At 74.1% G+C, this 17,696-nt stretch carries 14 protein-coding genes and 1 pseudogene; 6 read left to right on the forward strand and 9 right to left on the reverse strand.

What is annotated here, in order from left to right; all coding sequences use genetic code 11:
* The 3 genes and pseudogenes from V6U79_RS19025 to V6U79_RS19035 all read left to right on the forward strand — a co-directional run.
* A partial coding sequence (locus tag V6U79_RS19025; protein WP_334615353.1) for a LiaF domain-containing protein occupies positions 1-799 on the forward strand: 799 nt, incomplete at its 5' end.
* Positions 796-1,029 (forward strand): annotated as a pseudogene (locus V6U79_RS19030) (hypothetical protein); the annotation flags it as partial. The gene V6U79_RS19025 and the pseudogene V6U79_RS19030, both read left to right, overlap by 4 nt.
* A 564-nt stretch (positions 1,030-1,593) precedes the next feature.
* Positions 1,594-2,841: a phosphatidylserine decarboxylase gene (locus V6U79_RS19035; protein ID WP_334529596.1), complete on the forward strand. Its 1,248-nt coding sequence runs from the start codon at positions 1,594-1,596 to the stop codon at positions 2,839-2,841.
* A gap of 60 nt (positions 2,842-2,901) precedes the next feature.
* Here V6U79_RS19035 and V6U79_RS19040 read toward each other — a convergent pair whose 3' ends face one another.
* The 3 genes from V6U79_RS19040 to V6U79_RS19050 form a co-directional block, all read right to left on the reverse strand.
* The gene (locus V6U79_RS19040; RefSeq protein ID WP_334529593.1) at positions 2,902-3,828 is read right to left on the reverse strand and encodes a CDP-alcohol phosphatidyltransferase family protein; all 927 of its coding nucleotides are present in this window, start codon (positions 3,826-3,828) and stop codon (positions 2,902-2,904) included.
* Positions 3,829-4,176: 348 nt separating this feature from the next.
* Positions 4,177-5,085: an NUDIX hydrolase gene (locus tag V6U79_RS19045; protein WP_334529591.1), complete on the reverse strand. Its 909-nt coding sequence runs from the start codon at positions 5,083-5,085 to the stop codon at positions 4,177-4,179.
* A gap of 110 nt (positions 5,086-5,195) precedes the next feature.
* Positions 5,196-6,143 carry an NUDIX hydrolase gene (locus tag V6U79_RS19050; protein ID WP_334529588.1) on the reverse strand — a complete coding sequence of 316 codons (948 nt, stop codon included), beginning with the start codon at positions 6,141-6,143 and terminating at the stop codon, positions 5,196-5,198.
* Positions 6,144-6,287: 144 nt separating this feature from the next.
* Here V6U79_RS19050 and V6U79_RS19055 point away from each other — a divergent pair, with 144 nt between their 5' ends.
* A complete protein-coding gene (locus V6U79_RS19055) occupies positions 6,288-6,689 on the forward strand; it encodes a PspC domain-containing protein (protein ID WP_334529585.1) in 402 nt (133 codons plus the stop codon).
* A gap of 7 nt (positions 6,690-6,696) precedes the next feature.
* On the opposite strand, the gene guaA is transcribed toward V6U79_RS19055, so the two are convergent.
* On the reverse strand, positions 6,697-8,253 hold the full coding sequence (guaA, locus tag V6U79_RS19060) for a glutamine-hydrolyzing GMP synthase (protein ID WP_334529582.1): 1,557 nt from the start codon (positions 8,251-8,253) through the stop codon (positions 6,697-6,699).
* A 192-nt stretch (positions 8,254-8,445) separates the two neighbouring features.
* On the opposite strand from guaA, the gene V6U79_RS19065 reads away from it, so the two are divergent.
* Positions 8,446-8,919 carry a GNAT family N-acetyltransferase gene (locus tag V6U79_RS19065; protein WP_334529579.1) on the forward strand — a complete coding sequence of 158 codons (474 nt, stop codon included), beginning with the start codon at positions 8,446-8,448 and terminating at the stop codon, positions 8,917-8,919.
* Here V6U79_RS19065 and V6U79_RS19070 read toward each other — a convergent pair.
* Positions 8,916-10,613 carry an FAD-dependent oxidoreductase gene (locus tag V6U79_RS19070; RefSeq protein WP_334615407.1) on the reverse strand — a complete coding sequence of 566 codons (1,698 nt, stop codon included), beginning with the start codon at positions 10,611-10,613 and terminating at the stop codon, positions 8,916-8,918. The two genes, V6U79_RS19065 and V6U79_RS19070, sit on opposite strands and share 4 nt — an antisense overlap.
* Positions 10,614-10,750: 137 nt before the next feature.
* On the opposite strand from V6U79_RS19070, the gene V6U79_RS19075 reads away from it, so the two are divergent.
* Complete coding sequence (locus tag V6U79_RS19075; RefSeq protein ID WP_334615354.1) at positions 10,751-11,863, forward strand: LCP family protein; 1,113 nt, start codon at positions 10,751-10,753, stop codon at positions 11,861-11,863.
* Positions 11,864-11,867: 4 nt separating this feature from the next.
* Here V6U79_RS19075 and V6U79_RS19080 read toward each other — a convergent pair whose 3' ends face one another.
* The 4 genes from V6U79_RS19080 to guaB all read right to left on the reverse strand — a co-directional run bounded on the left by V6U79_RS19080 (position 11,868) and on the right by guaB (position 17,600).
* Complete coding sequence (locus V6U79_RS19080) at positions 11,868-13,280, reverse strand: M1 family metallopeptidase (RefSeq protein ID WP_442933799.1); 1,413 nt, start codon at positions 13,278-13,280, stop codon at positions 11,868-11,870.
* A 150-nt stretch (positions 13,281-13,430) separates the two neighbouring features.
* A complete protein-coding gene (locus V6U79_RS19085; protein ID WP_334529568.1) occupies positions 13,431-14,843 on the reverse strand; it encodes a M1 family metallopeptidase in 1,413 nt (470 codons plus the stop codon).
* A gap of 48 nt (positions 14,844-14,891) precedes the next feature.
* Complete coding sequence (locus V6U79_RS19090; RefSeq protein WP_334529565.1) at positions 14,892-16,010, reverse strand: GuaB3 family IMP dehydrogenase-related protein; 1,119 nt, start codon at positions 16,008-16,010, stop codon at positions 14,892-14,894.
* Positions 16,011-16,037: 27 nt separating this feature from the next.
* On the reverse strand, positions 16,038-17,600 hold the full coding sequence (guaB, locus tag V6U79_RS19095; protein WP_334615355.1) for an IMP dehydrogenase: 1,563 nt from the start codon (positions 17,598-17,600) through the stop codon (positions 16,038-16,040).
* Positions 17,601-17,696 lie beyond the last annotated feature (96 nt).

Here is a 17,696-nt window from a genome sequence, read left to right on the forward strand (position 1 = left end):
CCGGCCGCCCACGGCCGGAGCGCAGGCCACGACGGGCGGGCCGCTCTCCGTCCCCCCGGTCCCGCCGGCCGCGGCGCCGGCGCCCGGCGCCTACCGGGCGCCGTTCGCGCCGCGCGGGCCGTACGCCGCCTCGCCGCCGCCGCCTCCGCCGCCCCCGCCGCCGCCGGTCAAGCGCCCGAAGCGGCCGCGCGAGCGGTCCGCGCTCGGCGCGGCGACCTTCTCCCTGATCTTCCTGGCCCTGGGCGTGGTGGCGATCCTCGACCTGCTGGACGTCTTCCCGGTCGGCGCGGCCGGCTACTTCGCGGCGGCGCTGGCCACCATCGGCCTCGGGCTGCTGGTCGGCACCTGGTTCGGCCGGGCCCGCTGGCTGATCGCGCTGGGCCTGGTGACCGCCGCCGCGCTCGGGATCGCCACACTGGACGAGTCCTACGACCGGATCCGCGGGGTGGACGGCAACGTCACCTGGGCGCCCACCGACCACCGGGAGGTCGCCGTCCGGTACGAGAACAGCTTCGGCGACGCCACGCTCGACCTGCGCGGGGTGAACTTCGACGGACGGGACACCCAGATCTCCGTGGTGATCAACTTTGGTGAGGCGACCGTGGTGGTGCCGCCGAACGTCGACGTCACGGCGGTCGCCGACGTCAACGCCGGGGACGCCACCGTCTTCGGCCGGCGCTCCGGCGGCCTGGACGGCCCCACCCGGGAGGTCACCGACCTCGGCCCGGACGGTGCCGGCGGCGGCAAGCTGCGCCTCTCCGTCCAGGTCAACGCCGGCAACCTGGAGGTGACCCGGTGAAGCCGCACCGCACGGATCTCGTCTCGCTCGCCTTCGGCCTGATCTTCGTCGGGCTCTCCGTCTGGTGGCTGCTCGCCCGGATGCTCGGGCTCGCCCTGCCGCCGGTCGGCTGGTTCCTGGCCGGAGGGCTGCTCCTGATCGGACTGCTCGGCCTGGTGGGGGCGCTGCGCTGGGGCCGGCACGCCGACCCGGCCGCCGGCGGCGGGCCGGCACCGGGCGACCCGGACCGGGACGACCGCGGCTCCGCCGACGCGCCGGACCCCGCCGTCGGCTGGCCCGCCCCGCTGGACGACCGGCACCCGGACACCCACCGGTTCCACGCCCCGGACGCGCCCGAGGTCCACCTCGAGGGCCCGGAGAGCTCCCTCGCCCCCGTCTGGGGACCGGACGAGGAGCCCCGGACCGACGAGGAGCCCCCGTACCGGCCGACGGGCGAGGCGGACGAGTGCCCCCCGGACGCGGTCGACGACCGGCCGTCCGAGGCGGTCGAGGACCGTCCGGCCGACGCCCGCTACCGGTACCCGGAGGACGAGCCCGCGGCGGACCGGGGCGACAGCGCCGGTCGGGCCGGTGACGCCCGGGGCGGCCGGTGACCGGCGAGCACCGGCGACCGGCGTGACCACGGCGGTGCGAACCCCGGGCGGGGACTCGTATGCTGGCCGTGCAGATCCCGCCTCGGCCGGCCGGGCCGTCGGCACCGGTCACGGCCGCTCCGGTCGCCGGGCCCCGACCCGGGGCCGTCGGCCAGGTCGCCGTGGCGGTCCCGCCTCTACCCCGTCAGGAGCCCGCCCGACATGACCCAGTCCCCCGCCGTGCGCACCTCGGGCCGGCCCGGTCCGGTTCGCCTCGGCGAGCGCGCCGCCCGTACCCTCGTCGCCGAACTCGCCCGGCGCAACGACCCGAAGGGCGCCCTCCTGGTCGGCGCGTCGCCGGAGTCCGCGGTGCTGGCCGCGGCGATCGACGCGCTGCTCCCCGGTGACCGGCTCACCGTCGTGCCGGCCGGGACGGCCGACGCCGGCGCGCTGCGCGAGCACGTGTCGGCGCAGGGCCGCTGGGTCGCCGACCGGGTCCGCGTCGTCGACTCCCTCGCCGAGGCCGACGCCGCCGAGGTGGTCATCGCCGCCGAGCCGTTCACCGGCACCGCCGAGGAGACCCGCACCGCCGTCGACGGCCTGGCCAAGTACCTCGGCGACGGCGCGGTGCTGAGCGTGGCCGCACCGGTCTTCCGCACCGACGGCGCCGCCGCCGAACTGGACCGGCAGGGCATCCTGCACGGGGTCCGCAACGACCTGGTGCTGCGCAACCAGCCGCCGGTCCGGGTGCACCACCTCCGGTTCACCCCGGCCGACGCGGCGTCGGCCGCCCGGCTCGCCCCGGCGCACCGGCCGTCCAGCGTCCCGCTGACCCGCAGCATGCACATCGACTCCAACGGCGTGGCGGCGGCCGGCATCGCCCTCGGGCTGGCCGCGGTCGCCCGGGTGGTCCGGCCCAAGTCGAAGCTCTGGCTGCTGCCGGCGCTGGCCGCCGGCCCGGTGGCCGCGTTCTTCCGCGACCCGGAGCGGGACGTGCCGGAGGACCCGTCCGCCGTGGTCGCCGCCGCGGACGGCCGGGTGCTCTCCGTGCAGCGGCTGCACGACGAGCGCTTCGGCGCCGGCGAGTGGCTGCGGATCGCGGTCTTCCTGTCGGTGCTGGACGTGCACGTCAACCGGGCGCCGGTGGCCGGCAAGGTGGTCGACTACTTCGTCGCCGACGGTGGCTTCGTCAACGCGATGAAGCCGGACGCCGAGCACAACGTGGCCGCGTACACGGTGCTGGACACCGAGCACGGCACGGTCGTGGTGGCACAGCGGACCGGCCTGATCGCCCGGCGGATCGTCCAGCGGGCGCCGATCGGGGCGCTGCTGGCCCGGGGCGAGCGCTTCGGCCTGATCCGGTTCGGCTCGCGCACCGACGTCTACCTGCCGGTCGACGCCGCCGAACCGCTGGTCGGGCCGGGCGACAAGGTCGTCGGGGGGGCCACGGTCATCGCCCGCTGGCGCTGACCACCGACGCGAGAAGGGGCGCCGCGGTCGCGGCGCCCCTTCTGCGTACGTGCGGGTGGGTCAGGCGGTGCGGCGCTGGTGCAGCCAGAGCAGCGGACCGCTGACCAGGTAGCCCACCACCACCAGGGCGAAGGTGAGCCGGATGTCGACCAGCGCGCCGATCACCGGGGCCAACCAGACCCACGGCGGCAGCTTGACCAGCCGGGCCAGCTTCGCGTACGGGAAGCTGGACACCATGGCGAAGGCCAGCAGGGCCACCCCGGCGATCTGCACGACGGCCGGTAGCGGCAGCCCGATGGCGACCGTCAGGGCGAGCACCGCCGCCGCCATCGTGGTCGGTACGCCGCAGAAGAACCGGCCGTCCTTCGGCGAGACGTTGAACCGGGCGAGCCGGATCGCGGCGCAGGCCGCGACGAGGGCGGCGGCCACGGCGGCGGCCCCGGTGGGCGCCGAACCGGCCAGCGAGGCGTAGACCACCACCGGCGCGGCCAGGCCGAACGAGCACATGTCGGCCAGCGAGTCCATCTGGGCGCCGAACGGGCTGGCCACCCCGAGCTTGCGGGCGAGCGCGCCGTCCAGGCCGTCGAAGACCACGCAGGCGATGAGCAGGAGCGCGGCCAGCCGGGCATCGCCGGCCATGGCGATGAAGATGGCGTTGATGCCGAGCATCAGGCTGGCCAGGGTGCAGGCGTTGACCAGCGCGAACTTCATCCGGCGGGCGGCGGTGCGCTCCCCCGGCAGCAGCGGGATGGAGATCGCCTGCGGGTCGTCGACCGGCGAGCCGGGGGCCAGCGCCGGGCTGACCGGCATGACGGCCTCGAGGTCGGCGCGGCCGGCCCGGCCGGCCCGGTCGAAGCCGTAGTGGCGGCGCGGCGTGTCCCCCATACGCTCGGGGAACACCAGGTCGGCGCCGGCACGCTGGTCGCCGTCGCGGCGTCCCACCCGGACCAGCAGTACCTGACGGGCGAAGGTGCTGCTGCGGCGCAACCGGCCCGCCCAGCGACGCCCTGCGGGGCGCGGACTGTCAGTCGTACGACGCCGGCGCCATGGGGCTCTCGGCACGTTTCCTCCATCACCGGATCGGCTGGCCGCCCTCAGGGGCGGTGTCCGGCTGTCTCGTGCCGGACCGCTCGTGGCCCGGCAGCCGTTTAAGCGGAGTACACCATTGCACAGCGGGGTGGTGGTTGGCGATAGCTGCCGGCGGTACTTCTATCTGCCTATAACCGCACGAAGCGCTCTGTTATTCCCATCCCCGGGCATCCTCGCCCGTTCTCTCCGCCAACCCCTATTTCCGACTGTACCGGAGGTCGCCAGCATCGGCCCGGCGTGCGTGTGCTATCTGACCGCACGTCCCGTTGCCAGGGCCGCGACCTCGGTCAGGCGCAGCGCGCTGACCTGGGACGGCGTGAACCAGGCCGCCCGTTCGGTCGATCCCCCGGCCTGCTCGGTCACCATCGGGTCGCCCGGCCGGTCGACCAGCACCCGGTAGACCACCCGCACCGCGTGCCAGTCCAGCGGCCGACCCTCCGGGCCGAGGGCGGCGGGGTTGTGCAGATTGTCGACCATCAACAGCTCGCCCACCCGGCCGAGCTGCCCGGACTCCTCCACCAGCTCGCGGAGCAGGCCGGTGGTCGGCTGCTCCCCGTGATCCGTGCCACCCCCGGGCAGGTGCCACCGGCCCGCTCCCGGATAGCCCCGCGCGATCATGGTGAGCAGCACCCGGTCGTCCGGGTCGGTGACCAGGCCGTACGCGGCGAAACGCTGCCGGCGGTCGGCGACCGGCCCGACGGTCGACCCGGCCGGCAGCGGCCGGGGCAGGTCCGGCGGAAGGGGGACGACGGGCAGGCCGAGCAGTTCGGCGGTGAACGGCATCAGCGGCACCGCCGCCGCCTCGGCGGGCCGGAACCAGGCCAGCTCGTCGCTGCCGCCGCCGCGCTCCGGCCGCAGCCGGCCGCCGTCCGCGGCCAGGTCGAAGATCAACCGGTCGGTGTGCACCGCGACGCCGGGGAAGGTGGCGACGTCGGCGAGCGCGGCCCGCACCCCGGTCACCCGCACGGCGAGGCCGGTCTCCTCGGCGAACTCGCGGACCACCGCGTGCGCCGGGTGCTCGGCGTGCGCCAGGCCGCCGCCGGGCAGTTGCCACACCCCCGGGTAGGGGCAGGACGGCCCGCCCCGGGCCAGCAGCACCCGCCCGTCGGCGTCCCGCAGGATCCCGTACGCCCCGATCCGCCGCCGCTGCTCCACGTGTCCCGCTCCCCGCCCCGACCCCGGTCACCGTCGATCATGAGGTTAACGGGCCCCGGTACGGCGTGCCGCGCCGTCGACCGCACGGCCGACGGAGTGGGGCGGAGGGTTCAGGTGAGGCGGGCGGCCTGCACGGCCTCGGCGGTGACCTCGGTGAGGCGGTGGGTGGGCAGCGCGGTGAGCTCGTCGCGGGCGAACCACCGCGCCTCGCAGGTGGAGCCGCCGACGTCGGCGACCGTGGGCGGCGCCGGCTGGTCGACGACCACCCGGTAGAAGGCGCGCACCCCGTGCCAGTCGATCGGATAGCCCTCCGGGCCGAGCGAGGCGGCGTCCCGGTGGCTCGCCACGCCGAGCAGCTCGACCAGGCGGCCGGTCTGGCCGGTCTCCTCCACCAGCTCGCGGATCAGCGCCGCGCCGGGCTGCTCACCGTAGTCGGTGCCGCCACCGGGCAGGTGCCAGCAGCCCGCGCCCGGGTAGCCGTCGGAGACCCGGGTCAGCAGCACCCGACCCTCGGGGTCGGTCACCACGGCGTACGCGGCGAAACGCTGGGCGCGGTGCAGGCCGTCCGGGCCGGGCACCGCGTAGAAGGACGGGAACTCCGGGGCCTCGTCCGGGACGATGTCGGCCGAGCTGGCCGGCAGGCCCAGGGCGCGGGCGGTGAACGAGCGCAGCGGCAGCTCGCGAGCCTCGTCGAGGGTGTACCACCGGGCCAGGTCGGTCGGGCGGTCGACCCGGTCGGCGAGCGTGCCGCCCCGGACGGAGACCCGGTAGAGCAGACGGTCGGTGTGGATGGTGATGCCCCGCTCGGGCAGCGCCCGCATGTCGGCGAGGACGTCCTCCAGCCCGGAGACGGCGACCGAGAGCCCCGTCTCGGCGGCGGTCTCCCGGACGACGGTGTGGTGCGGGTCCTCGCCGTGGTCGACCGCCCCACCGGGCAGCGACCACACTCCGGGGGTGCCGGAGCGCTCCGAGGCGCGGACCAGCAACACCCGGCCGGCCGGGTCAGCACAAACTGCGTATGCCGCGATCCTGCGGAGCGGCTCCAGCAAGGTGGTCACGGGGCCAAATTCTCCCCGGCCACGGTTGCCAACATCGAAAAGAGTCAGATTCCTGACTCTGCGCTGGCGCATCAGGGATCGGTCAGGGTAGGCATCCGGGCGGTCACCGAGGTCGGCCGGCCGTCGGGCGCGGACCGTGGAGACATGACCTCGACGAGCACCCCTCAGGCCCCGTACAAGCAGCTCCGCCGACCCACCACCGACCGGATGGTGGCCGGCGTCGCCAGCGGCCTCGGCCGCTACTTCGCCGTCGACCCCACCCTGGTCCGGGTGGTGTTCGCGGTGACGACCCTGCTCACCGGCGGACTCGCCGCGCTGGCGTACCCGATCATGTGGTTCCTGATGCCGGAGGAGCCGGCGGGCGCGCCCGCCTGGCCGCACCCGGCGGCCCCGGCCACCTGGCCGGCACCGGGGGCGCCGCCGGCCGGCGCCACCTGGCCCACCACGACCGCGGCGCCGGCCACGGCAGCGGACCCGACCGTGCCGCTGCGGCCGGAGCCGGAGACCCGGCCGCAGCCTCAGCCGCCGACGCCGCCCGCCGCGTGAGCCCGCGTCACTCCCACTCGATGGTGCCCGGCGGCTTGCTGGTCACGTCCAGGACCACCCGGTTGACCTCGGCGACCTCGTTGGTGATCCGGGTGGAGATCCGGGCGATCACCTCGTAGGGCAGCCGGGACCAGTCGGCGGTCATCGCGTCCTCGCTGGAGACCGGGCGCAGCACCACGGGATGCCCGTAGCTGCGCCCGTCACCCTGCACGCCGACGCTGCGCACGTCCGCCAGGAGCACCACCGGGAACTGCCAGACCCCCCGGTCCAGCCCGGCGGCGGTCAGCTCCTCCCGGGCGATCAGGTCGGCCCTGCGGAGCAGGTCCAGCCGCTCCTGGTCGACCGCGCCGATGATCCGGATGGCCAGGCCGGGGCCGGGGAACGGGTGCCGCCAGACCATCGCCTCGGGCAGGCCCAGCTCCAGACCGAGCGCCCGGACCTCGTCCTTGAAGAGCGTGCGCAGCGGCTCGACCAGCGCGAACTTCAGGTCGTCCGGCAGGCCGCCGACGTTGTGGTGACTCTTGATGTTGGCGGTGCCGGTGCCGCCGCCGGACTCCACCACGTCCGGGTAGAGCGTGCCCTGCACCAGGAACTCGACGTCGCCGTGCGCGGCGACCTCCCGCGCGGCCGCCTCGAAGACCCGGATGAACTCCCGACCGATGATCTTGCGCTTCTGCTCCGGGTCGGTGACCCCGGCCAGCGCGCCGAGGAACCGTTCCTGCGCGTCGACCACCTTCAGCTTGATGCCGGTGGCCGCGACGTAGTCCTTCTCCACCTGCTCGGCCTCGCCCGCCCGCAACAGGCCGTGGTCGACGAAGACGCAGGTCAGCTGGTCACCGACCGCCTTGTGTACCAGCGCCGCGGCGACCGCGGAGTCCACCCCGCCGCTCAGGCCGCAGATGACCTCCTTGTCGCCCACCTGCTCCCGGATCCGGGCGACCTGCTCGTCGATGATGTTCTCCGGCGTCCAGGTCGGCTCGATGCCCGCGATGTCGTACAGGAAGCGGGTGAGCATCTCCTGGCCGTGCGCGGTGTGCCCGACCTCGGGGTGGAACTGCACGCCGGCGCGGCGGCCGGCCAGATCCTCGAACGCGGCGACCGGCGCGCCCGCCGACTCGGCGGTCACCGTGAAGCCCTCCGGGGCCTCGGTCACGCAGTCGCCGTGGCTCATCCACACTGGCAGGTCGGCCGGCAGGTCACGCAGCAGTACGCCGGGGTCGAGCAGGCGGGGACGCAGCGGCGTGCCGCCGTACTCCCGGTTGCCGGTCCGCGCGACCGTGCCGCCGAGCGCCTGAGCCATCGCCTGGAAGCCGTAGCAGATACCGAAGACCGGCACGTCGGCGGTGAACACGCCGGCGTCGATCTGCGGGGCGTCGGGCGCGTAGACGCTGGACGGACCACCGGACAGGATGATCGCGGCCGGGTTCTTCGCCAGCATCTCGGCGACCGGCATGGAGTGCGGGACGATCTCCGAGTAGACCCTCGCCTCGCGCACCCGGCGCGCGATGAGCTGGGCGTACTGGGCTCCGAAGTCCACCACGAGGACGGGGCGAGGCGTGCTCATGTGCAGAAAGCCTACCCACCGGCACGCCGACGCCGGGCACGGGCCACACTCCCCGCGCGCCGCGTCGCGCCCGGGTCGCCGGACCCACCGGTCCGGTCCCCGTCGCGACGCCCACGGCGCCCGCCGGGCAGCGGCCCGGACGAGTGCGACCTAGCATCGGCCCGACCCGTTGGTGGCGCGGAAAGGGGCGGCATGACCGAGGTGACGGTACGGCGGTTCCGCGACGCGGACGCCGAGAGCGTGGCGCTGCTGGTCGCGCGGTGCCTGCGCGAGGTCAACAGCCGCGACTACCCGGCCACCCTGATCGAGCGGATGTGCGACCACTTCAGCCCCGCCAGGTTCCGCGAACTCGCCACCGTCCGGCAGGTGTTCGTCGCGCAGCATGGGCCGTCCGAGGTGGTGGGCACGGTGTCCCGGGACGGCAACAAGGTCTACACGATGTTCGTCCGGCCGGACCAGGCCGGCCGGGGCGTCGGCCGCCGGCTGATGACCCACATCGAGGAGTTGGCCCGTGGCGAGGGCCACGACCACATGGAGACCGGGGCCAGCCTCACCGGGCACGGCTTCTACCACCGGCTGGGCTACCACGACGTCCGGATCAGCGAGACCGAATTCGGGATCAACCACATCCTCCGCAAACCCCTGCTCCGCAAACCCCTGATCTAGGCGCGCAGCGCGCCCGGGGCGTCCGCCGGCACCGCCGGGTGGCGCGGGGCCACCGGCTTCAGCCGGGTGTACGGCGCGCCGAGCGGCGGCCGGGGATCCTCCTCGCCCTTGTTCGGCCAGAAGGACATCGCGCGCTCCGCCTGCGCGGTGATGGTCAGCGACGGGTTCACGCCGAGATTGGCCGAGACCGCCGCGCCGTCCACCACGTGCAGCCCCGGGTGGCCGTACACCCGGTGCCAGGGGTCGATCACCCCGTCGTCCGGACCGGCGCCGATCACCGCCCCGCCGAGGATGTGCGCGGTCATCGGGATGTTGAACGGCTCGGTGAGCGCCCCGCCGGGCGTGCCGCCGATCTCCTCGGCGAGCAGCCGGACCGCCCGGTTGCCGGCCGGGATCCAGGTCGGGTTGGGCGCCCCGTGCCCCGGCCCGGAGACCAGCCGCCGGCCGAACGGACCGCGCCGGAACCGGGTGGTCAGCGAGTTGTCCACCGACTGCATCACCAGGGCGATCACCGTACGCTCCGACCAGCCGCGCACCGAGAGCATCCGCGCCGCCGTGCCCGGCTGTCGCAGCAGGCTGCCCAGCCAGCGCCGGACCCGGTGCGGCCCCCCGTCGACCAGCAGCGACTGGAGCAGCCCCATCGCGTTGGAGCCCCGGCCGTAGCGGACCGGCTCGATGTGGGTCTGCGGATCCGGATGGAACGAACTGGTGATCGCCACCCCCTCGGTGAAGTCCAACCGCGCGGCCCGGGCCCGCTGGCGGGGCACCGACGCCCCGAGGATCGCCTCCGAGTTGGTCCGGGTCAGCTCGCCGAGCCGCGCCGAGAGACCCGGCAGCGCCCCACTCGCCCGCATCTCGTGCAGCAGCCGCTGGGTGCCGAGCGCCCCGGCGGCGAAGACGACCTGGTCGGCGTGGATCACCTGCCGCCGCCGGCGCAGCCACGCGCCGGTGCGGACGGTGCTCACCTCGTACCCGCCGCCGGCGGCGGGCCGCACGCCGGTCACCGTGGTCAGCGGACGCACCTCGACGCCGAGCCGTTCGGCCAGCCAGAGGTAGTTCTTTACCAGGGTGTTCTTCGCGCCGTGCCGGCAACCGGTCATGCACGAGCCGCAGTGCGTGCACCCGGTGCGCTCCGGCCCGGCGCCGCCGAAGTAGGGGTCGGGCACCCGCTGCCCCGGACGGCCGATGTGCACGCCCACCGGGGTGGCGTGGAAGGTGTGCGCCACCCCCATCCGCTCGGCCACCGCCCGCATCGCCCGGTCCGCCCCGGTGTGCACCGGGTACGCGGTGACCCCGAGCATCCGCTTCGCCTGGTCGTAGTGGCGGGCCAGTTCGTCGCGCCAGTCAGTGATCCCCCGCCACTGCGGGTCGTCGTAGAAGGCGTCCAGCGGCTCGTAGAGGGTGTTGGCGTAGACCAGCGAGCCGCCACCCACCCCGGCGCCGGAGAGCACCATCACCCCGCCGCCGGCCTTCCGGTCGGCCGAGCGCAGCAGGGTGATCCGTTGCAGGCCGTAGCAGCCGAGCCGGGGCGCCCAGAGGAACCGTCGGGCGTCCCAGGAGGTCTTCGGGAACTCGTCGTCGGTGAACCGGCGGCCGGCCTCCAGCACAGCGACGGTGTAGCCCTTCTCCGCCAGCCGGAGCGCGGTGACGCCGCCACCGAAGCCGGACCCGATGACGACCACGTCGTACCGCATGAACGCCATCATTACCGTCGGGTAGCCGTCGCGCCAGTGCCGGTTTTCCGCGATCATGCTTCCGTCCACCGATCCGCCCGGCCCCGAGCGCAACCCGGGGCCCCCGTCGGAGCGTTGTGCAGACGGGGGTGACGAGCATGAGTCGCGAGTCAGGAACGCGGCGGCCGCGTCGAGCGCTGCTGCTGGCCGCCCTCGTGGCGGTCCTCCTGGTGGCCGGCGGCGCGCTGGTCGTCACCCGGCTGGTCGGCGACTCCGGGCCCGAGCGCCGGCCCGGGCCGGCCGCCACCACCGGCCCGCCCGGCGGCACCGCCGCCCCGAGCCCGACCGCCCCGCCGGGCGCCGGCGTCAAGGGCCCGCTCAACCTGCTGCTGGTCGGCATCGACACCCGGGTCAGCGTGCCGGGGTGGGAGCCGCACGCCGACTCGGTGCTGATGCTGCACGTGCCCGCCGGGCTGGACCGGGCGTACCTCTTCTCCCTCCCCCGCGACCTGCTCGTCGACATCCCGGCCTTCCCGAAGTCCGGCTACCGGGGCGGGCGGACGAAGCTCACCCACGCGATGAGCTACGGCAGCCGGGTGCCGGGCAGCCCGAAGCAGCCGAGCGCCGCCCAGGGGTACGAACTGCTACGCGGCACGGTCAGCGGCTACACCGGACTGCGCGTCGACGCCGGCGCGGTCATCACCTTCACCGGTTTCGACCGGCTGGTGGACACCCTCGGCGGGGTGGACCTCTACATCGACCAGCGGGTGGTCTCGCTGCACCGGCGGCCCGACGGCCGGCACCGGGACCCCGCACCGGGGGGCTACACCGGGCCGCAGATGGTCTACGAGCAGGGCGAACGGCACCTCAACGGCTGGCAGGCGCTCGACTACGCGCGCCAGCGGTACATCACCGGGGGCGACTACGCCCGGCAGCGCCACCAGCAGCAACTGCTGAAGGCGATGGCCACCAAGATCCTCGACGAGGGGCTGGCCCGGCAGCCGGACCGGGTCGAGCAGCTCACCGCGGCGCTCGGCGACACCCTGCTCTACGCCGGCGGGCCCCGCATCGTGGACCTCGCGTACGCGCTGGGCGGGCTGCCGGCGGACCGGATCACCCTGGTCGGGCTGCCCGGCGCGGGTCTCGGCAGGGGCAGCGCCTACCGGGGCGAGCAGCTCAAGAAGGTCGGGCGGGACTTCCTCACCGCGCTCAAGGCGGGCGACGCCGAGGCGTACGTCGCCGCCCACCCCGAGCTGCGGGTCCGGAGGTGACGGGTCAGAGCTTCTTCGGCGCGGCCGGCTTCTTCGTGCCGTACAGCCAGGCGTCGAAGAGCTTGTCGAGCTGCTTGCCGGAGATCCGCTCGGCCAGCGCCACGAACTCCTCGGTGGTCGCGTTGGCGTTGCGCTTCTCCGTCGCCCAGGTCTTGAGGATCTCGAAGAACGCCTTGTCGCCGACCGCGACCCGCAGCGCGTGCACGGTCATCGCACCCCGCTGGTAGACCGACTCGCTGAACAGCTTCTTCGCCCCCGGCTTGCCCGGCGGGGTACGCCAGACCTCGGCGGGCACCCGCGCGTAGCGGATGTCGAACGCCTGCTTGGCGGTGTACTCGTCGGTGTGCTCCGCCCAGAGCCACTCGGCGTACGAGGCGAGACCCTCGTTGAGCCAGATGTCCTGCCACTTCGTCAGCGCCACGCTGTTGCCGAACCACTGGTGCGCCAGTTCGTGCGTGACCACCGCGGTGTTCTCACCCCGGCGGAAGAAGCCGGCGGAGTAGACCGGCCGGCTCTGCGTCTCCAGCGCGTAGCCGATGCGCTTGTCCGAGACGACCACCCCGCCGTACGTCGCGAACGGGTACGGGCCGAAGAGGCTCTCCAGGTAGTCCGCGACCTTGATGGTCTGGAGGATCGAGTCGTCCGCGGCGCCCTTCGGCACCTTCGTGCTGACCGCGTTGAAGACCGAACGTCCCTTGTGGAAACCGGTGTTCGTCCGGAACTTCCCGATCACCACCGTGCTGAGGTAGCTGGCCATCGGCGCCGCCTCGCTCCACCTCCAGGTGGTCCAGCCGTCCTTGGCGGCCTTGCCGCGCAGCAGCCCGTTGCTGACCGCCGTCAGGCCGTCGGGAACGGTGATCTCGAAGTCGTAGGTGGCCTTGTCGGAGGGGTGATCGTTGACCGGCATCCAGGTGCTGGCCGACTCCGGCTGGCCCAGGGCGATCGCCCCGTCGGAGGTGTGGAACCAGCCCCCCTCGCCCAGCGCCTCGTTCTTCAGCGGCTTCGGCACCCCCTCGTAGCTGACCTCGGCGACGAAGGCGGCGCCCGTGGCGAGCCCCTTGGCCGGGGTGACCACCAGCTCGTTCTTCTCCCGCGCGTGGGTGGCCGGGGCGCCGTCCACCGTCACCGCGGTCACGGTGAGACCGGCCAGGTCCAGGTTGAACGACTTCAGGTCCGCGGTCGCGGCGGCCTTCACCGTGGAGACGCCGGTGAGCTGGTCCTTGGCCGGGTCGTAGCGGACCTTGACGGTGTAGCCGCTCACGTCGTAACCGCCGTTGCCGTAGCTCGGGAAGTAGGCGTCGCCCACCCCTGCCGCGCCCGGCTGGAAGTTTCGCGACGGGGTCGTGGCGGAGCTCCCCGAAGGCGTCGACCCCGACCGGTCCGACTCGCAGCCGGCCACCCCGACGGTCCCGGCCATCAGCACCGCGACACCCGTCGACAAACTTCGCCGTCCCACTCTCATTCGTGCTTCCTCCCCCGTGCCGGTGGAGACCCCGTGCCGCCACCGCCGACCGCCCATTGAGGCCGGTCGCGGAGGGCAGCCTACCGATCGACGGTCACGAGGCCGTCACGGCAGGGCGGGGGCGCTCGCGCCGACCAGCCAGGCGTCGAGGAACGGACCCAGCGGGCGGCCGGCGGTCCGCTCGGCGTACCCGACGAAGTCGGCGGTGGTCACCGTGCCGTCGCGCCGCTCGGCAATCCAGCCGCGCAGCAGGCGGAAGAAGGTCTCGTCGCCGAGGGCGCGCCGCAGCGCGTGGACGGCGAGCGCGCCGCGCTGGTAGACGGCGTCGCCGAACATCGCCGCCCGGCCCGGGTCCACCGACGGCTTCGACCAGTCGGTCGCGGCGTACCGGAGCTCGAAGTTCCGCTGCGCGCTGCGGCCGCCGCCGTGCTCCTCCCAGAGCCACTCGGCGTACGTGGCGAAGCCCTCGCTGAGCCAGATGTCGCTCCACCGGGCCGGCGTGACGCTGTCCCCGAACCACTGGTGGGCCAGCTCGTGCACGACCACCGACTCGTTCGGCCGGCCGCCGCGGAAGAAGCCGGGCCCGTAGACCGGCCGGGACTGCGTCTCCAACGCGTACCCGATCCGTTCGTCGGCGACCGCGATGCCGCCGTACGACCCGAACGGGTACGGCCCGAAGCGCTCGGCCAGGAAGTCGGCGATCACGCCGGTGCGGGCGAGCGACCGGGCCTGCGGACCGTCCACCGGGAGAGCCGCCGCCACCGCGGTGACCATCGGCCTGCCGGCGTGGGTGTCGGTCCGGACCCGGTACCGCCCGATCACCAGGGTGCTCAGGTAGCTGGCCATCGGCGAGGACTCCGTCCACCGCCAGGTCGTCCAGCCGTCCCGGGCGGCCTTCGGCCCGGGCACCCCGTTGCTCAGTGCGGCCAGTCCGTCCGGGACGGTCACCTCGACGTCGTAGGTCGCCTTGTCGGAGGGGTGGTCGTTGACCGGGAACCAGGTGGCCGCCGAGTCGGGCTGGCCGAGGGCGACCGCGCCGTCGGCGGTGTGCAGCCAGCCACCGCTGCCCAGCACGGCGTCGGCCACCGAGGTGGGTGTCCCGCCGTAGTCGACGTCCACGGTGAACGCGGTGCCGCGCGGCAGGCCGCGCGGCGGGGTGACCACCAGCTCGTCGCCGTCGCGGCGGTGCTCCGCCGCCGCCCCGGAGACGGTGACCCGGGAGACGTCCAACCCGACCAGGTCCAGGTTGAACCGGGAAAGCGCGGCGGTGGCGGTGGCGGTGACGGAGGCCCGGCCGGTCAGCCGGTCGCTCGCCGGGTCGTAGCGCACCCGGAGCCGGTAGGCCGAGACGTCGTAGCCGCCGTTGCCCCGGCCGGGGACGTACGGGTCACCGGCGTCGGTCGCACCGGGCCGGAAGCCGTCGGTGTCGTCGTCCGGCCCGGTGCAACCGACCAGGACCACCGCCGCCGCGACGGCCACGGCGAGCGCCGGCCGGAGCCGGGCGGGAGGACGACGCACCGGCCGAGCCTATCGGCCCGGCCGGTGCGTCGGAGCGGTTCGTCGAGGTCAGCGGTCCAGGACCAGGCCGACCTTCTGGAACTCCTTGAGGTCGCGGTAGCCGCACTTGGCCATGGCCCGGCGCAGCCCGCCGAAGAGGTTGAGCTGGCCGTCCGGCTCGTCGGCCGGGCCGAAGAGCAGCCGCTCCATCGAGCCGAGCGGCTCGCCGGCCACCTCGAACGCGCCGCGCGGCAGGGACGGGTGGCTGGCGGCCGAGTGCCACCAGGCGCCACCCGCGGGCGCCTCCTCGCAGAGCGACAGCGCCTCGCCGAGCATCACCGCGTCCGCGCCGCAGCCGAGCGCCTTGGCGATGTCGCCGGAGGTCTGGATGTCGCCGTCGGCGATCAGGTGCACGTACCGGCCGCCGGTCTCGTCCAGGTAGTCGCGACGGGCCGCGGCGGCGTCGGCGATCGCGGTGGCCATCGGCACCCGGATGCCGAGCACCGACTCGGTGGTGGACCAGTCGTCGCCGCCGATGCCGACGATCACGCCGGCCGCGCCGGTGCGCATCAGGTGCAGCGCCGTCTTGTAGTCGGTGCAGCCGCCGACGACCACCGGCAGGTCGAGGTCGGCGATGAACTCCTTGAGGTTCAGCGGCTCGTCGGTGGTCGAGACATGCTCGGCCGAGACGATGGTGCCCTGGATGACGAGGATGTCCACGCCGGCGTCCAGGATCACCGGGGCCAGCGCCAGGGTGTGCTGCGGGGAGACCCGGACGGCGACCGTGCCGCCGCCGGCGCGCAGCTCGCGGACCCGCTCGGCGATCAGGTCGGGCCGGATCGGCTCGGCGTAGACCTCCTGGAGCCGCTTGGTCGCCCGGGCGTCCTCGTCGAGGCCGGCCAGCTCCTCCAGGATCTTGCTCGGGTTCTCGTACCGGGTCCAGAGCCCCTCGACGTTGAGCACGCCGAGGCCGCCGAGCTGGCCGAGCCGCACCGCCGAGGCCGGGCTCATGGTGGCGTCCGACGGGTGCCCGACGCAGGGGATGTCGAACTGGTACGCGTCGAGCTGCCAACTGGTGGAGACGTCGTCGACGTCCCGGGTCCGGCGGCTCGGCACGATGGCGATGTCGTCCAGGTGGTAACCGCGCTGCGCGGTCTTGCCCAGCCCGATCTCGACCACGTCACGCATGGGGGACTCCAGGTGGTTGGGGGATGGTCAGCGGGAGTGGTAGTTGGGCGCCTCGACGGTCATCTGGATGTCGTGCGGGTGGCTCTCCTTGAGCCCGGCCGCCGTGATCCGGATGAGCTGGCCACGGCGGTGCAGCTCGGGGATGCTCTCCGCGCCGACGTACCCCATCGCGGCCCGCAGCCCGCCGATGAGCTGGTGGGCGACCGCGGAGAGCGGCCCCCGGTAGGGCACCTGGCCCTCGACGCCCTCGGGGACGAGCTTGTCCTCGGCGAGCACGTCCTGCTGGAAGTAGCGGTCCTTGGAGTAGGACTTGGCCTGGCCGCGGGACTGCATCGCGCCGAGCGAGCCCATGCCCCGGTAGGCCTTGTACTGCTTGCCGTTGATGAAGATCAGCTCGCCGGGGCTCTCCTCGCAGCCGGCCAGCAGGCTGCCGAGCATCACCGTGTCGGCGCCGGCGACCAGCGCCTTGGCGATGTCGCCGGAGTACTGGATGCCTCCGTCGCCGATGACCGGGACACCGGCCGGCCGCGCGGCCCGCGCCGCCTCCATGATCGCGGTGATCTGCGGTACGCCCACCCCGGCGACGATCCGGGTGGTGCAGATCGCGCCCGGGCCGACACCCACCTTGACGCCGTCGGCACCGGCGTCCACCAGCGCCTTCGCCCCGGCGTAGGTGGCGACGTTGCCGCCGACGATGTCGATGGTCACGTCCTTCTTGAGCTGGCGCACCATGTCCAGCACGGCCCGCTGGTGACCGTGCGCGGTGTCCACGATGATCACGTCGACGCCCGCGTCGACCAGGGTGCGGGCCCGCTTGTAGGCGTCCTCGCCCACCCCGACCGCGGCGGCGACCCGGAGCCGGCCGGCGTCGTCCTTGGTGGCGTTCGGGTACTGCTCGCTCTTGGTGAAGTCCTTGACGGTGATCAGCCCGCGCAGCCGGCCCGAGTCGTCGACGATCGGCAGCTTCTCCACCTTGTGCCGGCGCAGCAGGTCGAGGGCGTCGTCCTTGCTCACCCCGACCGGCGCGGTGACCAGCGGCGTCCGGGTCATGATCTCGTGGACCGGGGTGTCCGGCTCGGAGACGAAGCGCATGTCGCGGTTGGTGACGATGCCGACCAGCTGGCCGTCGCCGTCCACCACGGGCACGCCGGAGATGCGGTAGCGGCCGCAGAGCTCGTCGACCTCGCGGAGGGTGTCGTCCGGGCTGGCGGTCACCGGGTTGGTGATCATGCCGGACTCGGAGCGCTTGACCAGGTCGACCTGGAGCGCCTGGTCCTCCAGGGAGAGGTTGCGGTGCAGCACGCCGATGCCGCCCTGGCGGGCCATCGCGATCGCCATCCGCGCCTCGGTGACGGTGTCCATCGCGCTGGAGAGCAGCGGCACGGTCAGCTCGACGTTGCGGGTGAGCTTCGTCCGGGTGTTGACCCGGCTGGGTACCACGTCCGATTCGCCCGGCTGGAGCAGCACGTCGTCGAAGGTCAGCCCGAGGGGCACGATCCGCGCCGAGCCGGCCGGCAGCTCCGGCAGGTGACCGCCGACCTCGCCGGGTACGGCTCCGGTCAGCTGGTCGGTGCTGGGCGAATTCTCCACGATTGCTCCCCTGAGCTGCTCGGACGGGCTTCAGCGAGGTGGCGCGCGGGCACCGGCGCACGCCGGGGTGACGCCGCGTCGGTCCATCGTACCCAT

Origin of the sequence: Micromonospora psammae, assembly GCF_036902725.1 — a bacterium.
In the GTDB taxonomy this organism is placed as follows: Bacteria; Actinomycetota; Actinomycetes; order Mycobacteriales; family Micromonosporaceae; genus Micromonospora.

Coding starts and splice junctions, on each gene's coding strand:
- V6U79_RS19035 (WP_334529596.1), top strand. CDS start 1,594: ATGACCCAGTCCCCCGCCGTGCGCACCTCGGGCCGGCCCGGTCCGGTT.
- V6U79_RS19055 (WP_334529585.1), top strand. CDS start 6,288: ATGACCTCGACGAGCACCCCTCAGGCCCCGTACAAGCAGCTCCGCCGA.
- guaA (WP_334529582.1), bottom strand. CDS start 8,253: ATGAGCACGCCTCGCCCCGTCCTCGTGGTGGACTTCGGAGCCCAGTAC.
- V6U79_RS19065 (WP_334529579.1), top strand. CDS start 8,446: ATGACCGAGGTGACGGTACGGCGGTTCCGCGACGCGGACGCCGAGAGC.
- V6U79_RS19070 (WP_334615407.1), bottom strand. CDS start 10,613: ATGCGGTACGACGTGGTCGTCATCGGGTCCGGCTTCGGTGGCGGCGTC.
- V6U79_RS19075 (WP_334615354.1), top strand. CDS start 10,751: ATGAGTCGCGAGTCAGGAACGCGGCGGCCGCGTCGAGCGCTGCTGCTG.
- V6U79_RS19080 (WP_442933799.1), bottom strand. CDS start 13,280: ATGGCCGGGACCGTCGGGGTGGCCGGCTGCGAGTCGGACCGGTCGGGG.
- V6U79_RS19090 (WP_334529565.1), bottom strand. CDS start 16,010: ATGCGTGACGTGGTCGAGATCGGGCTGGGCAAGACCGCGCAGCGCGGT.